Source organism: Corynebacterium sp. ES2794-CONJ1 (assembly GCF_025660615.1).
Classification (GTDB): Bacteria; Actinomycetota; Actinomycetes; order Mycobacteriales; family Mycobacteriaceae; genus Corynebacterium.
Genome location: NZ_JAOTIM010000005.1, coordinates 146,855 through 161,528 on the forward strand (window position 1 = coordinate 146,855; position 14,674 = coordinate 161,528).

Sequence of the window (14,674 nt, forward strand, 5' to 3'; positions counted from 1 at the left end):
TGGGCCGATTTTCACGCCCCATAAAAAATTATCCGTAGGTGTCGCGAGGGCCACGACCTTTGACATGCAGCGGGCCATGGCGCCAACTAGGGGTCTTAGGTCCAAATATTTTCAACTCGGTCACAATATCTGGACCAACTTTGTGGGCGATAGCTTTCAGAATCTCTTTTTGCATCAGGCGCAAATTAGTCGTCCATGCTGTGGAATCACAACTAATAAACAATGTGGTGTCCTTAAGCATTTCTACCCGGGTATGGTGAGCCACTTGATCGCCGACGAGCAAATCCCAGTTGCCCATAATCCAGCCCTTGGCCATACCAGGCTGCCAGCCACGCTTGCTAATTTCCTTGTTAAGAATAGTGCCGAGGCTCTCCAAGCTATACGAGCCATAGGAGATCGCCCTCCCATCGCGACCTGTCGGGCGTCCACGGCGCCGCATATTCACCGCAGTATTCTGGGATCGAGGTTGGGGACGCTGCGGGGCGGCGTGCAAATCGGGAAGGTGTGCTGAGCGTTTCTGAGCCATTTCCCGCATTTTGAGAAAGGCCATCTGCACACAATCATCAGTAGGTTTATCGTCGTCGCGCTCAGCAGCCATTACGGTGACTCCGCTGAGATGACCTGGGCATCCGCCTCAGATTCCGCTGCATATTTTAGCTGGGAGACACGACCAGATTCGGTGTCTTTGACTCCGACTTCAAAGCGCTGCGTGATCGCTTCAAGAAGATTCTCAGGGAGATCTTCAAAGGCTGCTGCAGTAATAAAGACTTGCTCAACCGATTCGGTCAGGGCCACCAACCTGGTGCGGCGTGCCAGATCTAATTCGGAAAACACATCATCCAAAATCAAAATGGGGTCGGTACCAGAGGCCCGAAGTAATTGGAATTCTGCCAGACGCAGGGACAATACCATTGACCACGTTTCCCCGTGACTGGCAAAACCCTTGGTAGGGGCATCACCAAGGAGAAGGTCCAAATCGTCGCGGTGGGGTCCGACGAGACTAAGACCCCGATCGATTTCTTTGTGGCGCTTTGCCGCGAGTTCTACGAGCATTGCAGCTTCAATTAGTTCCGGATCGGTCTCAGTTTCAGCTATTCCTGGCACGCTGGAGCGATAGTGAATATGCGCAGGTCGAGATTGGGGGGCAATGGTGGCATATGATTGTTCAACTAGTGGGTTGAGCTCTGAAACTAAATCCAGGCGAGCAGCTATTAATTCAGCTCCTAAACGTGCTAACTGGTTATCCCAAATATCGAGGGTATCTAGGGTGCCTTGATCGTGCCCGTAGCCGCGACGAAGGTGAGCGCCAGCGGTTTTTAATAAGGTAGTACGTTGTTTGAGTACCTTCTCGTAGTCCATTTTGACGGCGTATAGCCGGGGCCGCAGCGCTTTGAGTATATTGTCCAAATAATTCCGGCGTTCTTGGGGTTCTCCCCGAACGAGAGCGAGATCCTCTGGACAAAAAAGGACGGTGCGAACAACTCCCAATACCTCCCGTGGGGCTTTGAGCTGGGTTCGGTTGAGATGTGCTCGGTTGCTGCCGCTGGAGTTGATGAGTAAATGCACAGTTAATTCCCGGCCATCGTTGACCGCAGTAGCCGAAATCCTGGCATTGTGAGCCCCGTGGCGCACCAGCGGAGCATCCTTAGGGACACGATGGGAACTCAACCTAGCTGCATATCCAATGGCTTCCACAATATTTGTTTTGCCGAAGCCATTGTGGCCGGTAAATAGTGTAATTCCAGGATGAAGACTGATCGACAACTCAGGCCATGAGCGATAATCACGCAGAGAAAGTTCCCGAATATACACATTAACCTCGATCTCTTAGGCAGACTGTGCCAGATCTAGCCTGGTAACCGTACGGGCATCAAGAGATAGGTGAAATCAGTTTCAGGGGTGGGGAACATTCCCTCTTCGTTGGCCTCAGGCATATTCTCCGGCTCTGGAATCAAGATCGCCGGACGTGAAGATTCGGTGAATCCAAAGACTACCCGTGCGGAGCGGATAACACTGAGGCCATCGCGCAGATATGCAGGATTAAAGGCAATAATGAGCTCTTCGTCCGAGCTATAGGAGCAGGGCAATGATTCTTCCGCATGTCCGGAATCCGTTCCACCGGCGGAAAGAATCAGTTCACCGCGGCTAAATTGCATCCGGATCTGGGCGCTACGTTCGGCAACCAAAGAGACACGGCGGATAGCATCCTGTAAGTCTGAGATATTCACACTGGCCATCGAGCGGTGTTCCTTAGGCAGAAGTGGTCCCACATTGGGAAAAACTGCATCGAGGAGGCGTGTGGTGGTTTGGCGGTTATCGACGTGAATACCAAAAAGACCTTCGGCTCCAATGGCATCACCAGTACCAACTGCGATTTCCACCGGCTCGGAAGAGTTAGAGTCCAAGGTGCGAGCATTTTCTTGCAAGTTTTTCGCAGGAATCAGCAATTTAGCCGTTGCTTCTGGACTCTGCGGAGCCCACTGAAAGCGACGCAGGGCGAGTCTAAATCGGTCTGTTGCGGTGAGCGTCACTTCTTCACCGCTGATCTCCATATCAACTCCAGTGAGCATGGGAAGGGTGTCATCGCGACCTGCAGCTACGGCTACTTGGGTTACAGCATCAACAAATAATCTGGGATCAATAGCCCCCGTAGCCTGTGGCAGGGTAGGCAAGGTGGGATAATCATCGAGGGGAATAAGTGGTAATTCAAAGCGTGAAGAACCGCACTCTAATTGCACCGTTGAGCCTTTAACATAAATGTTCACCGGCTTGGTGGGCAACGTGGAGATGATATCCGCTAAGAGTTTTCCTGCGACAGCAATGCGCCCCTTATCCACAACCTGGGCTGGAATGCGAACTTTAGTAGATACCTCGTAGTCGAAACCGGCAACTTCAAGGCCTTCGTCGTCGGCAGTAATTAGCATGGCTCGAAGCACTGGTTGGGTGGGGCGTGAAGGTAGATTACGCGCTACCCATGAGACCGCGCTGGACAAGTCATTTTTTTCAACTTCGAATGACACTACATTGTCGTCCATGTGCTCCCTGATGCTCCCTTGGTTGGAAAAGTATTTAGTCGGCCGTTTGTCATTTGCTGCAGCTCGTTAGCACGTGTCGAGCTTGGCTGAGCATAATGTTAAACCACATCCTAAACCACATCACTGTGATTACTCACGCCGATGGTTGATGGTTTCACTCTAACAAACCTACCTGCCCTTGAGGTTCGTACAAAGAATTTTTGTTATTCGGTTGGCGGTCGCTGAACTCAGTACATTCTTGTTATCCCCAGCTCTTCTTTCTCTTAATAAATTACTAGTAATAAAAGTGGTAACTACAGTAAGTCCTGGCGAAACTGTGGATAAGGGGTCCTTTAGCCAGCTCAGTGAGTAATTCTTCCCTGTGCGCAGGGGTGTTAATAACCTGTTGATAAGTCACCTTCAATGTTGATAACTTTAGGCCTGACGGTTGTCCACAAATCTACTCACATATAACGCCGTGGTAGTCCACAGAATTGCAGGAGTTATCCCCAGATTGTTGTCCTGGGCTTTTCTTGGTGAATAGTGATGAGGTTCACCTAATTACAGCAATGTAATTACACGGGTGTGGATAACTCTGTGGACTCTGTGGATAACGTACTGAAATCGCATTGATCCTTAGTCGGAGATAAAAAGGCCCTCCAGGTCCACACTGTTGCTGTGGACCCGGAGGGCTTGATATCTGGAATATTTAACCCTGCGCCTTCTTTTTAATCAGCGCTGTTAATTTTTCGATCTCATCATAGGTTTGGCGCTTCTGGGTGATCTCCTGTCGGATCTTCTTCTCCGCATAGACCACGGTGCTGTGATCGCGACCGCCGAACTGCTGGCCAATTTGTGGCAAGGAAAGCTCAGTAAATTCGCGGCACAGATACATCGCTAGCTGCCGCGCATGCGCGAGAGGCCGGGATTTCTTAGCCGAGAGTAGTTCACTGATCTCGAAGTTAAAGTATTCGGCAGCCGCCGCCTGGATATGCTGCGCGGTAATCTGTACGTTTTGCTCGTCGGGTAGCAGGTTGCACAAGGCCGCCTCAGCATTATGGATATCAATGCCACTGCTCGTTAGAGAGGCAAAAGCAGCAACACGAATAAAGGCTCCCTCCAATTCGCGAATAGAGGAGGTAAAGCGCGAAGCTATAAGCTCGAGTACGTCACGACTAGCCTGAACACCCTCAGCTTGTGCCTTCTTTTCTAAAATCGCAATACGCGTTTCTAGATCGGGTGGATAAATATCGGCAATAAGCCCGGCCTGGAATCGGGTGCGCAAGCGATCTTCCAAGGTAGTGAGCTGCTTCGGTGGCCGGTCAGAGCTCAGAACGATTTGCTTGCCACTTTGCTGGAGCGCATTGAAGGTGTGGAAGAACTCCTCCTGGGTACCTTCTTTACCCTGCAAAAACTGGATATCGTCGACCATTAAGATGTCGTAGCTGCGGTAGCGTCTTTTAAAAGATTCCTGGCGATCATCACGCACCGAGTTAATATAATCATTGGTGAATTCTTCGCTAGAGACATAGCGTACCTTCAACGCGGGATGGAGCTGCCTGGCATAATTTCCAATAGCGTGCATGAGATGGGTTTTCCCGAGTCCGGAATCTCCCCACACAAACAGTGGATTATATGCTCGTGCTGGCTTCTCGGCGACGGCGATAGCTGCAGAGGTTGGCAATTTATTGGAATCGGAGACCACATAATTGTCAAAGGTATAGCGCTCATTAAGATTTGAGGCCTCATCAATACGCGGGGTGGAAGAATCTCGATTGAGCAGGCCAGCGTTGTGATCCGTGGCTGATGATTCCGAGCGGGGGCGAGCAGAGGTCGCGTCGAGTGGAGCGAGGTTGTCACCTCCCATGAGCATGGTTTGCTGCCCGATAATCGCATCGCGTTCTGCTTTGCGGGGGGCTTGAACGGCGGCGCTTACAGCAGTGGGGGTTGAGTGCTCTGGTTTTTCTTCGGAGCTAAGCTGATAAGCAGGTTGAGCTCGAGGAGAAGTTTGGTCAACCACTGCTTGGGGAGCCTCGGATATGCGCTGGGGGGTTGCGGTGCCCTCGTCGACGACCACTCCTATAGTGGTCAAAAAGCCGGTACGGCGTTCGATAATCTCGCGAATCGGGGATACGAGATATTTCTCAATATAGGTCTTAGCACCCTCTGAGGAGGTGGCAATGAGAGTAAAACCGTTATGAATGAGAACTATGCGCGATAATTCAAGATAAGCGCGCTCGCGCCGTCCCACATGGAGTGCACTGTCAGAGTCACCACTGGTGAGCTCATCAATGATGGCATGCCAAGTTTCCTCATTATCCTCTGTATTCGCTGCATGGGCAGTCACGGTTATAGGTCCTTACAGTGTTCGATAGGCAGCAGTTCTTCGCCCTTGACGTCAAGACTAAAATCACGAATTTCAGTCAGGCACAAGCAAAGGTGATGCCCCCTTGGCTATGGGTGTGGCGCTATTAAAGGGACACGAGATTTTCTCCCGGTACCAGTTGCCGCCTGCTCACTAGTCGGGCACGAGTACCCGGCTATTGAGTTGTTGTCACAATTATCCCTTGCAACAAAGGGCTGGAAACTTCAGACGCGTCAGAGAAGATTTCCCCAATGACACGGTTGTCATCTACAGCCCCATCCACAATCACCGTTGAGATTTATCTAGCCCATGACCACGTCTTCCACAGGTTTATCCACAGCTGTGGATAAACCTCGGGGTCATCTCCCCGAAAAGTTATCCACAACCTAGATGCGTGGGTGTTGATAACTTTCTTGGTGAAAGAAATCGCCGTGACCTCGATAAACCTCGGAATTTGTGGAAACTATAAACCTTAAGTTTAAAGTTATCCACAGTCCTGGGGATAACAGGGTGTGGGATTGCATTCGCTGGATACTATTGTTACCGCTTCCAAGCCGAGGTGTCTAACTCGTACTTTCACTATCCAATATATTTCCTCAGCTGCGTCTTAATTTATTGGGTACCGTGGCGCCATGGCGGATGGAAGATAATGAATCAACCTGTGGATAAACCCTTTGGTGGCATAAAAGTCCAAGGTTAATTACAACTTTGATATTCCGAGGGTATTAAGGGGGTACCCGCGTGTCGATTTGGTTTCATCCCCGCGATTCACGTACCCTTAGTTGGTCTAACACAACGCTTTCTAGCCAGAACCTTGTCTAGATGGCCTTGTGCTTAAGAAGCGAACACCTGCTGGTTGTCAGCAGAATGCTCATAATTCTCCGAATATTCGTCCGCGAATATCTTTGGGGAATGACTGCTTCTTAAATAACCATCATCCAACTTTTTGGGATGAACTTTTCAAAAAGAGGGGCTGTGTCACTGCAGTCTGGGCTCATAGCGATGTCCGTATAGGCTTATAAAATCCTGCCCCCTTATGAAAAGTTTTTCCTGCGTTAACGTATTGAGGAGTATCACCGTGACCAAGGGCAAGCGGACGTTCCAGCCGAACAACCGTCGTCGCGCTAAGAAGCACGGCTTCCGTATCCGTATGCGTACTCGTGCCGGCCGCGCAATTGTGGCCGCACGTCGTCGCAAGGGACGCGCAAAGCTGACCGCTTAATTTTTATATAAGCGCATAGCGTAACATTCGAACGGTGCTTCCACAGCAGCATAAAATAACCTCTTCTGAGCAGTTTCGTCACACTATTCGGAAAGGTAAACGTGCAGGTGGGCGCACCGTTTTGGTGTATTATCACCAACCCAGTATTTCAGATATAGATGACGCTGATACCCGAGCGACTTCTTTGTTATCCTTAGCCTGTCCCGTTGCCGGGCTCATCGTCTCTAAAGCCGTGGGCAATGCAGTGACTCGACATGCCGTCAGCCGCAAACTACGCCATATTCTCCGACCCATCATGCCTACGCTCCCCCGCGGATCTGCAGTCGTTATCCGAGCCCTCCCAGCCTCTGCGACCGCTGATTATCACAGCCTCGAGCGCGATATTATCAAGGCATTGTCAAAATTAGGACAGATATATCCCTCTACTGGCGCACAGCTAAACTAGGGCATATGGTTTCGTTTCTTCGCGCCGGTGCTCTTGGTGCTATTCGCTTCTACCAGCGCTATCTTTCGCCGCTGAAGGGTGGATCGAGCTGCCGATTTGAGCCTAGCTGCAGCGCTTATGCGCTCGGGAGTTTTCAGCACTACCCTCCCGCCAGGGCGCTTGTGATGAGCTTGATTAGACTAGCGAAATGTGGTCCCTGGCATCCTGGTGGATACGACCCTGTGCCCTAATGAGGCCGGAGTATTGCAGTGTGCAGCCCAACGCTATAAGCCTAACCCTGCAAGAACCACACGATAAGCCTAACCCTGCAGGCACAATGCTTAAGGAAATGTCCTGCTTAATTCTGCGCTCGGGAAGAGATTTATTTATCTCCTCGTTCGGCATTGGGCTTGTTTCGCGGTAGAATCCCGAGGGATAACCAAAAAACTCACGCGTGTGGCAACGCGGAGACCACGGGCAGGTCCTGCTTTTTCTCTAAAGCGGGGCTGGTCCTCACCATGTTCTTATATGACCAACACCTTGAGGAGTCTTGACTCACCGTGCTCAACTTCATCTATTGGCCAATTTCGGCCATCCTCTGGTTTTGGCATAAGGCCCTCAGCTTTGTGCTAAACCCCGATTCCGGCCTGTCGTGGGTGCTGGCGATCGTGCTGCTCACCTTCACCATTCGTATGCTTCTGGTGCGTCCGACGCTGAAACAAATGCGATCCATGCGCAAGATGCAAGAGATGCAACCGCGCATGCAGGAAATTAGAACTAAATATAAAAACGACCAGCAGAAAATGATGGAAGAAACCCGCAAGATGCAGAAGGAGATGGGTGTTAATCCCATCGCGGGTTGCTTGCCTATTTTGGTACAGATGCCGGTATTTATTGGCCTCTTCCACGTCCTGCGCTCCTTTAACCGCACTGGTTCAGGGGTGGGACAAGTAGGTTTGTCCTTCGAGGCCAACCGCCAAACGCCGAACTATATCTTCTCTGCCAGCGATGTTCAGTCTTTCCTCGACGCGAGGCTTTTTGGGGTTCCGTTATCTGCGTATATCTCCATGCCCCAGGAGATGTATAAGGCCTTCCAGCCGGTCGACTTCACCAGGACCAATATTATTTTGGTAGCGGCACCGTTGATTGTGATTATTGCTTTCGCAATTCATATGAATGCGCGTATGAGCATTGATCGACAAAAAGCCCGTCTTGCTTCGGGGCGGCAAAAGCCTTCAGGCAATAACCAAATGCAAGCTCAGATGGATATGATGAACCGCATGATGTTGTGGGTCTTCCCCCTGACTATCTTAGCTACCGGTGTGGTGTGGCATATAGGTCTCTTGTTCTACATGGTGTCGAATAATATTTGGACCTTCTTCCAGCAGCGCTATGTTTTTGCCAAGATAGACGCCGAAGAGGATGCAGAGATTGCCGCAAAGCAAGAAGCCAAGCGCGCCACCGCTCCTCGCCCAGGCCAGAAGCCGACGAATCAGAAGAAGCGTAAGGGCAAGAAATAATCGCTTTTCATTGGAGGCCGCTGTGAACACATACCGTTCACAGCGGTCTTGTACTTTCGCAAGAAGATTGTTTAGCTCGTAAACGTGTAAGGTGAAAAAATGCTAAGATCCCCCAGCTCAAGGAGAGACCTACGTCGTGGATAACCAATTAGACTTCGACCCCACTCCCCCATCAATTGCCGGTGAGGTCTTCGTCCACCACATGGAAAAGGCACAGCGCTATCACCAGCTCCTAGCCACGATGGGATTGGAGCGCGGGTTTTTGGGGCCGCGTGAATTACCTCGGCTGTGGGATCGACATATCCTTAACTGCGCGGTGATCGGAGAGGCCATTAAGCCAAATATGAGGGTGGCTGATATCGGTTCCGGTGCCGGTCTCCCAGGGATCCCTCTGGCAATAGCTCGTCCCGATCTTGATATCGTGCTGATAGAACCGCTTCTTAAGCGCTCTGAATTTCTCAAATATGTTGCCGTGGAGCTCGATCTCAATAATATTTGGGTACTTCGCGGTCGAGCAGAGGAAAAAGAGGTCCGCAGAGAAGTCGGTGGTGTTGATATAGTAACGTCGCGCGCGGTAGCTCCTCTCGGTAAGCTCGCTGGGTGGTCGTTGCCGCTCGTTGACAAAGGCGGCCGGATGTTGGCTCTTAAGGGTAGCTCAGTCCACGAGGAAATAGAGCGAGATAAGCGGGTGATTACCAAAGCTGGGGGCGCTGATATCAAAGTTTTTACCGTAGGAGAGATACTCCCAGAACCAACAACGGTGGTGTCTATTAGGAAAAATCGGTCTCGCTAGTAACGATGCGGTGCTTGGACGTGGCAATGATTATCTGAATCATCTGGCTAAGCCGAGGGAGAGACACTAAGGTTAAGATCAGCATAATTGTGGCAGAAAGGTCTGGAAAAAGTCGGATACCATGGATGAAATGAAATGGGAAGATACCCCCGTCGCCGCTGCCGCTAGACGAGCAGCGCAAGTCTTGACCCCACATTCGCTGTCCCTCCCCAAACCGGCTTCTCCCCGTTATATCACCGTGGCCAACCAAAAAGGCGGAGTGGGTAAAACCACCTCATCAGTTAACCTCGCCGCGGGGCTAGCTCTTAACGGCCTTAAAGTCCTCGTTGTTGACCTCGATCCGCAGGGAAATGCGTCGACAGCACTGGGGGTCGAACACCGCGCGGGCACCAATTCCAGCTACGAACTTCTCATCGGTGAGTGCACCGCCGAGCAAGCGATGGTGCAATCCACAGCGAGTGAAAACCTGTGGTGTATCCCAGCTACTATTGATCTGGCTGGTGCTGAAATCGAATTAGTCTCTATGGTCAGGCGGGAATATCGATTGAGCGATGCCCTCAATTCCCCCTTTATTCGAGATAGCGGTTTTGATTATATTTTCATCGACTGCCCACCCTCCTTGGGTTTGCTCACTATTAATGCCATGACCTCGGTCAACGAAGTCCTAATTCCTATTCAATGTGAGTACTACGCGCTCGAGGGTGTAGGTCAGTTGCTCAATAATATTTCCATGATTAGGCAGCACCTCAACCCACGCCTGCATATTTCAGCGATCTTATTAACTATGTATGATGCTCGTACCAAGCTCGCCGAACAGGTCACAGAGGAAGTACGTTCGCACTTCGGTGAGGTGGTTATGCGGACGAAAATCCCGCGTTCGGTGAAGGTCTCGGAGGCCCCTGGTTATTCGCAGACGGTATTGCACTATGATCCAGGCTCTCGGGGTGCTCTCGCCTATCTTGATGCCGCCCAAGAATTAGCTGAGCGAGGCGATTACCTTCCCTCCGCTGATTCCGGTGCTGTGGGAGTGAAACCCTCCGCTTAAATGGAGACTCTTCCCCCACCCACGAAGACTGTTTTAGGGTTTGTGAAAGGAATAGATAGAGATGGCGCAGCAAGAATCACGTAAGGGCGGACTTGGCCGCGGTTTGGCCGCTTTAATTACATCTACCCCAGATTCCCGATTGGGGGCAGATGCCACCGATATTCTTCTTGGTCGATCCGCCGCACCAGCCGAGCGTGACGCCAGTGGCGCGAAGGTTAACCCGATTCTGGCCGAAGCTGCCGCTCAGGATGCATCGCCCGTGGCGGAGGAGGAAGTAGATTTCGGCGCGCAGTACCGTGAGATTCCTATTGGTTTAGTGATCCCTAACGCAAAAAACCCGCGCCAGGCTTTCGATGAAGAAGATCTTGGGGAGCTAGTTCATTCCATTAAAGAATTTGGTCTGCTCCAACCTATTATTGTGCGCGCTCATCAGGGACGCTTTGAAATTATTATGGGCGAGCGGCGTTGGCGTGCCGCTAGTAAGGCGGGGTTGAAGAAAATCCCCGCGATTATTCGCGATACCGACGACCAAAATATGCTCCGCGACGCGCTCTTGGAAAATATTCACCGCGTACAGCTAAATCCTCTCGAAGAAGCAGCCGCCTATGAGCAACTACTGGTGGAATTTTCGGTGACTCAGAATGAACTGGCTGATCGCCTCGGTCGCTCCCGCCCGATGATTACCAATATGCTGCGTCTACTCAAGCTCCCAGTCGCCGTGCAAACCAAAGTTGCGGCCGGGGTTTTATCTGCTGGCCATGCCCGAGCTCTTTTGGGTCTAAAAGATAAGCGGCAGGAACAAGAACGCCTCGCTGAACGCATTGTGGCGGAAGGGATGAGTGTACGAGCGACTGAAGAAGCAGTCGTCTTGCTCAATCGAGGGGAACAACCGCAGCCGAAAAAGACCAGAGAGAAGGCTCAGACTCCGGAATTTTTCAACCAAGCAGCCGAGCACCTGGCCGATAACCTCGACACCAAAGTATCGGTGACGGTAGGCAAGCGGAAGGGCAAGATCGTGGTGGAATTTGGCGGCCGCGAGGATTTTGATCGCATTATGGCCCTGATTGCCGGAGGCAACGAGCGGCACTGATCGATGGCTAAAATTCTCAGAGCCATTGATATGGAGGAAATTGCCCATCTCCATCCTCGCACCGCTTCCGGTTTGTTCTGGGAGCTTAGTCCGCATGCACTCAGAGAATTTCGCGGTGATCCAGTTTTGGAAAAAGAAGCGTGGCTGATGCAGTCCCTTCTGCAACTGGGTCGGTGCGGATTAAATTATCGGCTTGAGCACACCTTGGAATATTCAGCCCAGGCCACACTATTATTCACTCCCGGTGATCGGGTTCCAGGTCAGGTGGTTTTCCCTACCGCTCCGGTTTCCCCAGAGGCGTGGCTGATTAGCTCAGTTCATATACACCCGTTGCTGAAAGATACCGGCTTGGAAGCGACTCTCATCGCAGCAGCGTGTAGTTATCTTAGCCAGGAAAAGATTCCCGCGGTCGAAATATATGGGTACCATCCAAGAGCCTTAGCAGCAAAGGATAAGGAAGATAGGGGAGACAAGGAGGTGACGGCGCGTATTGAAGATTTTGGGCTTGTTGAGGTCAACATCGCACAAGGCTGCGGTTTTAAAATCCATCAACCGCATCCAATATTTCCGCGTTTGCGCCTTAAACTACCCGCCCCGCAAAGAGAATGGGAACTCTCCGGCGTCTCGCAGCTTGTTGTTAGGGTTTAGCCTTCGAGCAGTTCTTGCTTGAGCAATTCAGAGAATTTGAAGGTTCCCGTTGGCTGGTCGTCTTGATCCATGAGATAGAGCCTTTTGACGGAAACAACGATAGCCTCGGCGATATCATCACGCTTTTTAGGATTACTTAAAATGCGCACATCACCAGGATTACTGAGATACCCTGGAAAGATTTCCACACACGTCATCTGTGTCATGCGTAAAAGATCCCATGTGCGCGCGTGATTACCACAATTGACAAGCTTGGTTCTAGCTGCAATTTCACGCTGGATATAGCCAGAGAGCTTCTCGCCAATCATGGAGTAATTTCCAGATTCGGAACCAAAATAGAAGGTGGCACAGCCGGAAGCTTGCTCATTGGGATAGTGATCTGCCTGTAAACAGATCATCAGATCGGCTTGGAAGGAATTGGCTATAGCCACGCGTTCAGCATGGGTGAGATCGCTATTGCGCGGTCGGGAAATGATAACGTCCATTCCGGCTTCGATCATGCGTCCCTCAATGCGAGTGGCAAGGTCCCAAATGAGCTCTTCTTCGGTGATCTCACCGTAAATACCGCGTACAGTCACACCTTTATTAGGCCCACCGAGGCCGGGGTCAATAACGACGCGTTTGCCTGCAAGTTGGGGCCCCGCATCGCGGACACGCTCGCGCTCGCGCAGCTGGTTCGGGGAACCCCCAGTAATCCGGCGACCAAGAAGTCCAAGAGAGTCGATGGTTTCTGGGCCGCAAATTCCATCGATATTGAGCCCGTAGTTGAGTTGATAATTTGCAAGCGCATCATGGGTCATCGGACCGAAATGACCGTCGAGGCGATCGGTGTAGAAGCCTAGTTCCTGGAGCTGTTGCTGAAGTTGGTAGACATCATCGCCGATCATATGATTGTGCTCTTGATACGCGAGAACGCGAACTCCTAGCTGGTAGGAGGCTTCTCGCAGCACGCGCAGAGTAGTTTCGGTAATTTCGCCCGAGGCGATTAAGCCACGGGATTGCTGGAAGCCACGCAGCGCCTCTTGGAGATCGGAATCGAAATATGTATCGGACTCTTCGAAGATATGGTCAGTGCTGAGATCATCACGGAAGGACGTGAGGTGTCCGAGTCGGGCTAGTGCTGCTCGCACCTCTGCCACTTTCGGGTTTTTATCCCCGACCCTTATGACTGTGGACACTCTCATCCTTCCCATCGTGCTATCTACGTGTGAGCGATACCCTAGATCTAGCGTATCGACGGCTCATCATAGGATAGCATTTAGAGATGCTTTTGAAGCATTGCCACGATGTCTGACTTCTTGCGACCTCCAACGAATTCGTCGACCTTCTCGCCATTTTTGAAGATCAATACCGTAGGAATCGACATAATCTGGAACATTGCGCCTAAGTTACGCTCAGCATCCACGTTGACCTTGGCTACGGTGACGTGGTCACCCATCTCGGCAGCAATCTCATTAAGCACAGGGCTAAGCTTTTTACAGGGGCCGCACCATTCTGCCCAGAAGTCGACAAGGACGAGTTTGTCAGACTCGGTGACAACGGAGCGGAAGGTGGATTGGGTGACATCAATAGGTTGGGACATAAAAGACCTTTCTTATCTAACTAGGTTTTATAGGTTTTATTGGGTGAGTGTACCCAGGAAGTGTTCGGCATCAATAGCCGCGCGGCAGCCGGTTCCCGCTGCAGTAATGGCCTGCTGATAGTGACGATCAACAAGATCGCCGACCGCAAAAACACCAGGGATATTAGTGCGGGTCGAAGGCTCGTCGACGATTACATAACCTGACTCGTCGCAGGTGACGGTATCTTTGAAGAGGGCGGAGCGGGGATCATAACCGATGGCTACGAAAAGGGCGGTGACATCGAGATGTGATACCTCGCCCGTAATGGTATCGGTGAGTTCCACATTGCTGACTTGCTGATCTCCGTTGACCTTGCTGACAACCTTATTGGTTAAGAAGGTGATCTTGTCATTATTGCGGGCACGTTCGAGCATAATGGCGGAGGCGCGGAATTCTTCACGGCGGTGAATAATGGTCACACTCTTACCAAATTTAGTGAGGAAAAGGGCCTCCTCCATTGCGGAATCACCGCCACCAACCACAGCGATATTGTGGTCGCGGAAGAAGAAGCCATCGCAGGTAGCACACGCTGAGACGCCGCGGCCTAGGAGTTCTTTCTCCCCTTCCACTCCGATATAGCGAGGGGCGGAGCCGGTGGCGAGAATGACGCTCTTGGCTTGGTACAGGGTGTCATCGACCCAAACCTTTTTGATCTCACCGTCTAGCTCGACCTTGGTTACTTCTTCGCTGATGAGCTGAGCTCCGAAGCGCTCGGCTTGACTGCGCATATTTTCCATGAGCTCTGGGCCCATGATTCCGGCGGGGAAGCCAGGGAAGTTTTCGACTTCGGTTGTGGTCATCAGGGAACCACCGTATTCATATCCTTCGAATACGAGCGGATGAAGTTCGGCGCGGGCTGCATAGAGTGCTGCGGTATAGCCTGCGGGACCGGAGCCAATGATGATCACGTTGTGGATATCTGCCATAGTGC

At 51.4% G+C, this 14,674-nt stretch carries 15 protein-coding genes; 8 read left to right on the forward strand and 7 right to left on the reverse strand.

Annotated elements, in window-relative coordinates:
* Positions 1 to 28: 28 nt before the first annotated feature.
* The 4 genes from N7326_RS07710 to dnaA form a co-directional block, all read right to left on the reverse strand.
* Entirely contained in the window at positions 29 to 598 is a 570-nt protein-coding gene (locus tag N7326_RS07710; protein WP_259079422.1) for a DciA family protein, read from the reverse strand.
* Complete coding sequence (recF, locus tag N7326_RS07715; RefSeq protein WP_259289543.1) at positions 598 to 1,812, reverse strand: DNA replication/repair protein RecF; 1,215 nt, start codon at positions 1,810 to 1,812, stop codon at positions 598 to 600. The genes N7326_RS07710 and recF overlap by 1 nt, the downstream gene beginning before the upstream one ends.
* Positions 1,813 to 1,847: 35 nt before the next feature.
* Positions 1,848 to 3,035, reverse strand: a complete 1,188-nt coding sequence (gene dnaN / locus N7326_RS07720) for a DNA polymerase III subunit beta (protein ID WP_259079437.1) — start codon at positions 3,033 to 3,035, stop codon at positions 1,848 to 1,850.
* Positions 3,036 to 3,723: 688 nt separating this feature from the next.
* A complete protein-coding gene (gene dnaA / locus N7326_RS07725; RefSeq protein WP_259079446.1) occupies positions 3,724 to 5,361 on the reverse strand; it encodes a chromosomal replication initiator protein DnaA in 1,638 nt (545 codons plus the stop codon).
* A 1,096-nt stretch (positions 5,362 to 6,457) separates the two neighbouring features.
* Between dnaA and rpmH the strand changes: the two genes are divergently transcribed.
* The 8 genes from rpmH (at position 6,458) to N7326_RS07765 (ending at position 12,121) form a co-directional block, all read left to right on the forward strand.
* Entirely contained in the window at positions 6,458 to 6,601 is a 144-nt protein-coding gene (rpmH, locus tag N7326_RS07730; RefSeq protein WP_083987655.1) for a 50S ribosomal protein L34, read from the forward strand.
* Between the two features lie 34 nt (positions 6,602 to 6,635).
* On the forward strand, positions 6,636 to 7,046 hold the full coding sequence (rnpA, locus tag N7326_RS07735) for a ribonuclease P protein component (RefSeq protein ID WP_259079454.1): 411 nt from the start codon (positions 6,636 to 6,638) through the stop codon (positions 7,044 to 7,046).
* Between the two features lie 5 nt (positions 7,047 to 7,051).
* Positions 7,052 to 7,276, forward strand: coding sequence for a membrane protein insertion efficiency factor YidD (yidD, locus tag N7326_RS07740; protein WP_259079462.1), 225 nt, complete (start codon positions 7,052 to 7,054; stop codon positions 7,274 to 7,276).
* A gap of 309 nt (positions 7,277 to 7,585) precedes the next feature.
* Complete coding sequence (yidC, locus tag N7326_RS07745) at positions 7,586 to 8,545, forward strand: membrane protein insertase YidC (RefSeq protein WP_259079473.1); 960 nt, start codon at positions 7,586 to 7,588, stop codon at positions 8,543 to 8,545.
* 202 nt (positions 8,546 to 8,747) lie between these two features.
* Positions 8,748 to 9,338: a 16S rRNA (guanine(527)-N(7))-methyltransferase RsmG gene (gene rsmG, locus N7326_RS07750; RefSeq protein WP_259079651.1), complete on the forward strand. Its 591-nt coding sequence runs from the start codon at positions 8,748 to 8,750 to the stop codon at positions 9,336 to 9,338.
* Positions 9,339 to 9,459: 121 nt separating this feature from the next.
* The gene (locus N7326_RS07755) at positions 9,460 to 10,383 is read left to right on the forward strand and encodes a ParA family protein (protein WP_259079475.1); all 924 of its coding nucleotides are present in this window, start codon (positions 9,460 to 9,462) and stop codon (positions 10,381 to 10,383) included.
* A 61-nt stretch (positions 10,384 to 10,444) separates the two neighbouring features.
* Complete coding sequence (locus N7326_RS07760; RefSeq protein ID WP_259289540.1) at positions 10,445 to 11,473, forward strand: ParB/RepB/Spo0J family partition protein; 1,029 nt, start codon at positions 10,445 to 10,447, stop codon at positions 11,471 to 11,473.
* 3 nt (positions 11,474 to 11,476) lie between these two features.
* Positions 11,477 to 12,121, forward strand: coding sequence for a hypothetical protein (locus N7326_RS07765; RefSeq protein ID WP_263088388.1), 645 nt, complete (start codon positions 11,477 to 11,479; stop codon positions 12,119 to 12,121).
* Here N7326_RS07765 and N7326_RS07770 read toward each other — a convergent pair.
* The 3 genes from N7326_RS07770 to trxB all read right to left on the reverse strand — a co-directional run bounded on the left by N7326_RS07770 (position 12,118) and on the right by trxB (position 14,669).
* Positions 12,118 to 13,299, reverse strand: coding sequence for an N-acetylmuramoyl-L-alanine amidase (locus N7326_RS07770; protein WP_259079485.1), 1,182 nt, complete (start codon positions 13,297 to 13,299; stop codon positions 12,118 to 12,120). The genes N7326_RS07765 and N7326_RS07770 overlap by 4 nt on opposite strands.
* A gap of 80 nt (positions 13,300 to 13,379) precedes the next feature.
* Positions 13,380 to 13,703 (reverse strand): thioredoxin, encoded by a 324-nt coding sequence (gene trxA / locus N7326_RS07775; RefSeq protein ID WP_259079491.1) that lies wholly within the window; start codon positions 13,701 to 13,703, stop codon positions 13,380 to 13,382.
* Between the two features lie 36 nt (positions 13,704 to 13,739).
* Positions 13,740 to 14,669, reverse strand: a complete 930-nt coding sequence (trxB, locus tag N7326_RS07780; protein ID WP_259079493.1) for a thioredoxin-disulfide reductase — start codon at positions 14,667 to 14,669, stop codon at positions 13,740 to 13,742.
* Positions 14,670 to 14,674: the final 5 nt, after the last annotated feature.

Excerpts from the sequence above, each read along its gene's own strand:
- N7326_RS07710 (WP_259079422.1), bottom strand. The coding sequence starts at position 598 with ATGGCTGCTGAGCGCGACGACGATAAACCTACTGATGATTGTGTGCAG.
- dnaN (WP_259079437.1), bottom strand. The coding sequence starts at position 3,035 with ATGGACGACAATGTAGTGTCATTCGAAGTTGAAAAAAATGACTTGTCC.
- yidD (WP_259079462.1), top strand. The coding sequence starts at position 7,052 with ATGGTTTCGTTTCTTCGCGCCGGTGCTCTTGGTGCTATTCGCTTCTAC.
- rsmG (WP_259079651.1), top strand. The coding sequence starts at position 8,748 with ATGGAAAAGGCACAGCGCTATCACCAGCTCCTAGCCACGATGGGATTG.
- N7326_RS07755 (WP_259079475.1), top strand. The coding sequence starts at position 9,460 with ATGGATGAAATGAAATGGGAAGATACCCCCGTCGCCGCTGCCGCTAGA.
- N7326_RS07760 (WP_259289540.1), top strand. The coding sequence starts at position 10,445 with ATGGCGCAGCAAGAATCACGTAAGGGCGGACTTGGCCGCGGTTTGGCC.
- N7326_RS07765 (WP_263088388.1), top strand. The coding sequence starts at position 11,477 with ATGGCTAAAATTCTCAGAGCCATTGATATGGAGGAAATTGCCCATCTC.
- trxA (WP_259079491.1), bottom strand. The coding sequence starts at position 13,703 with ATGTCCCAACCTATTGATGTCACCCAATCCACCTTCCGCTCCGTTGTC.
- trxB (WP_259079493.1), bottom strand. The coding sequence starts at position 14,669 with ATGGCAGATATCCACAACGTGATCATCATTGGCTCCGGTCCCGCAGGC.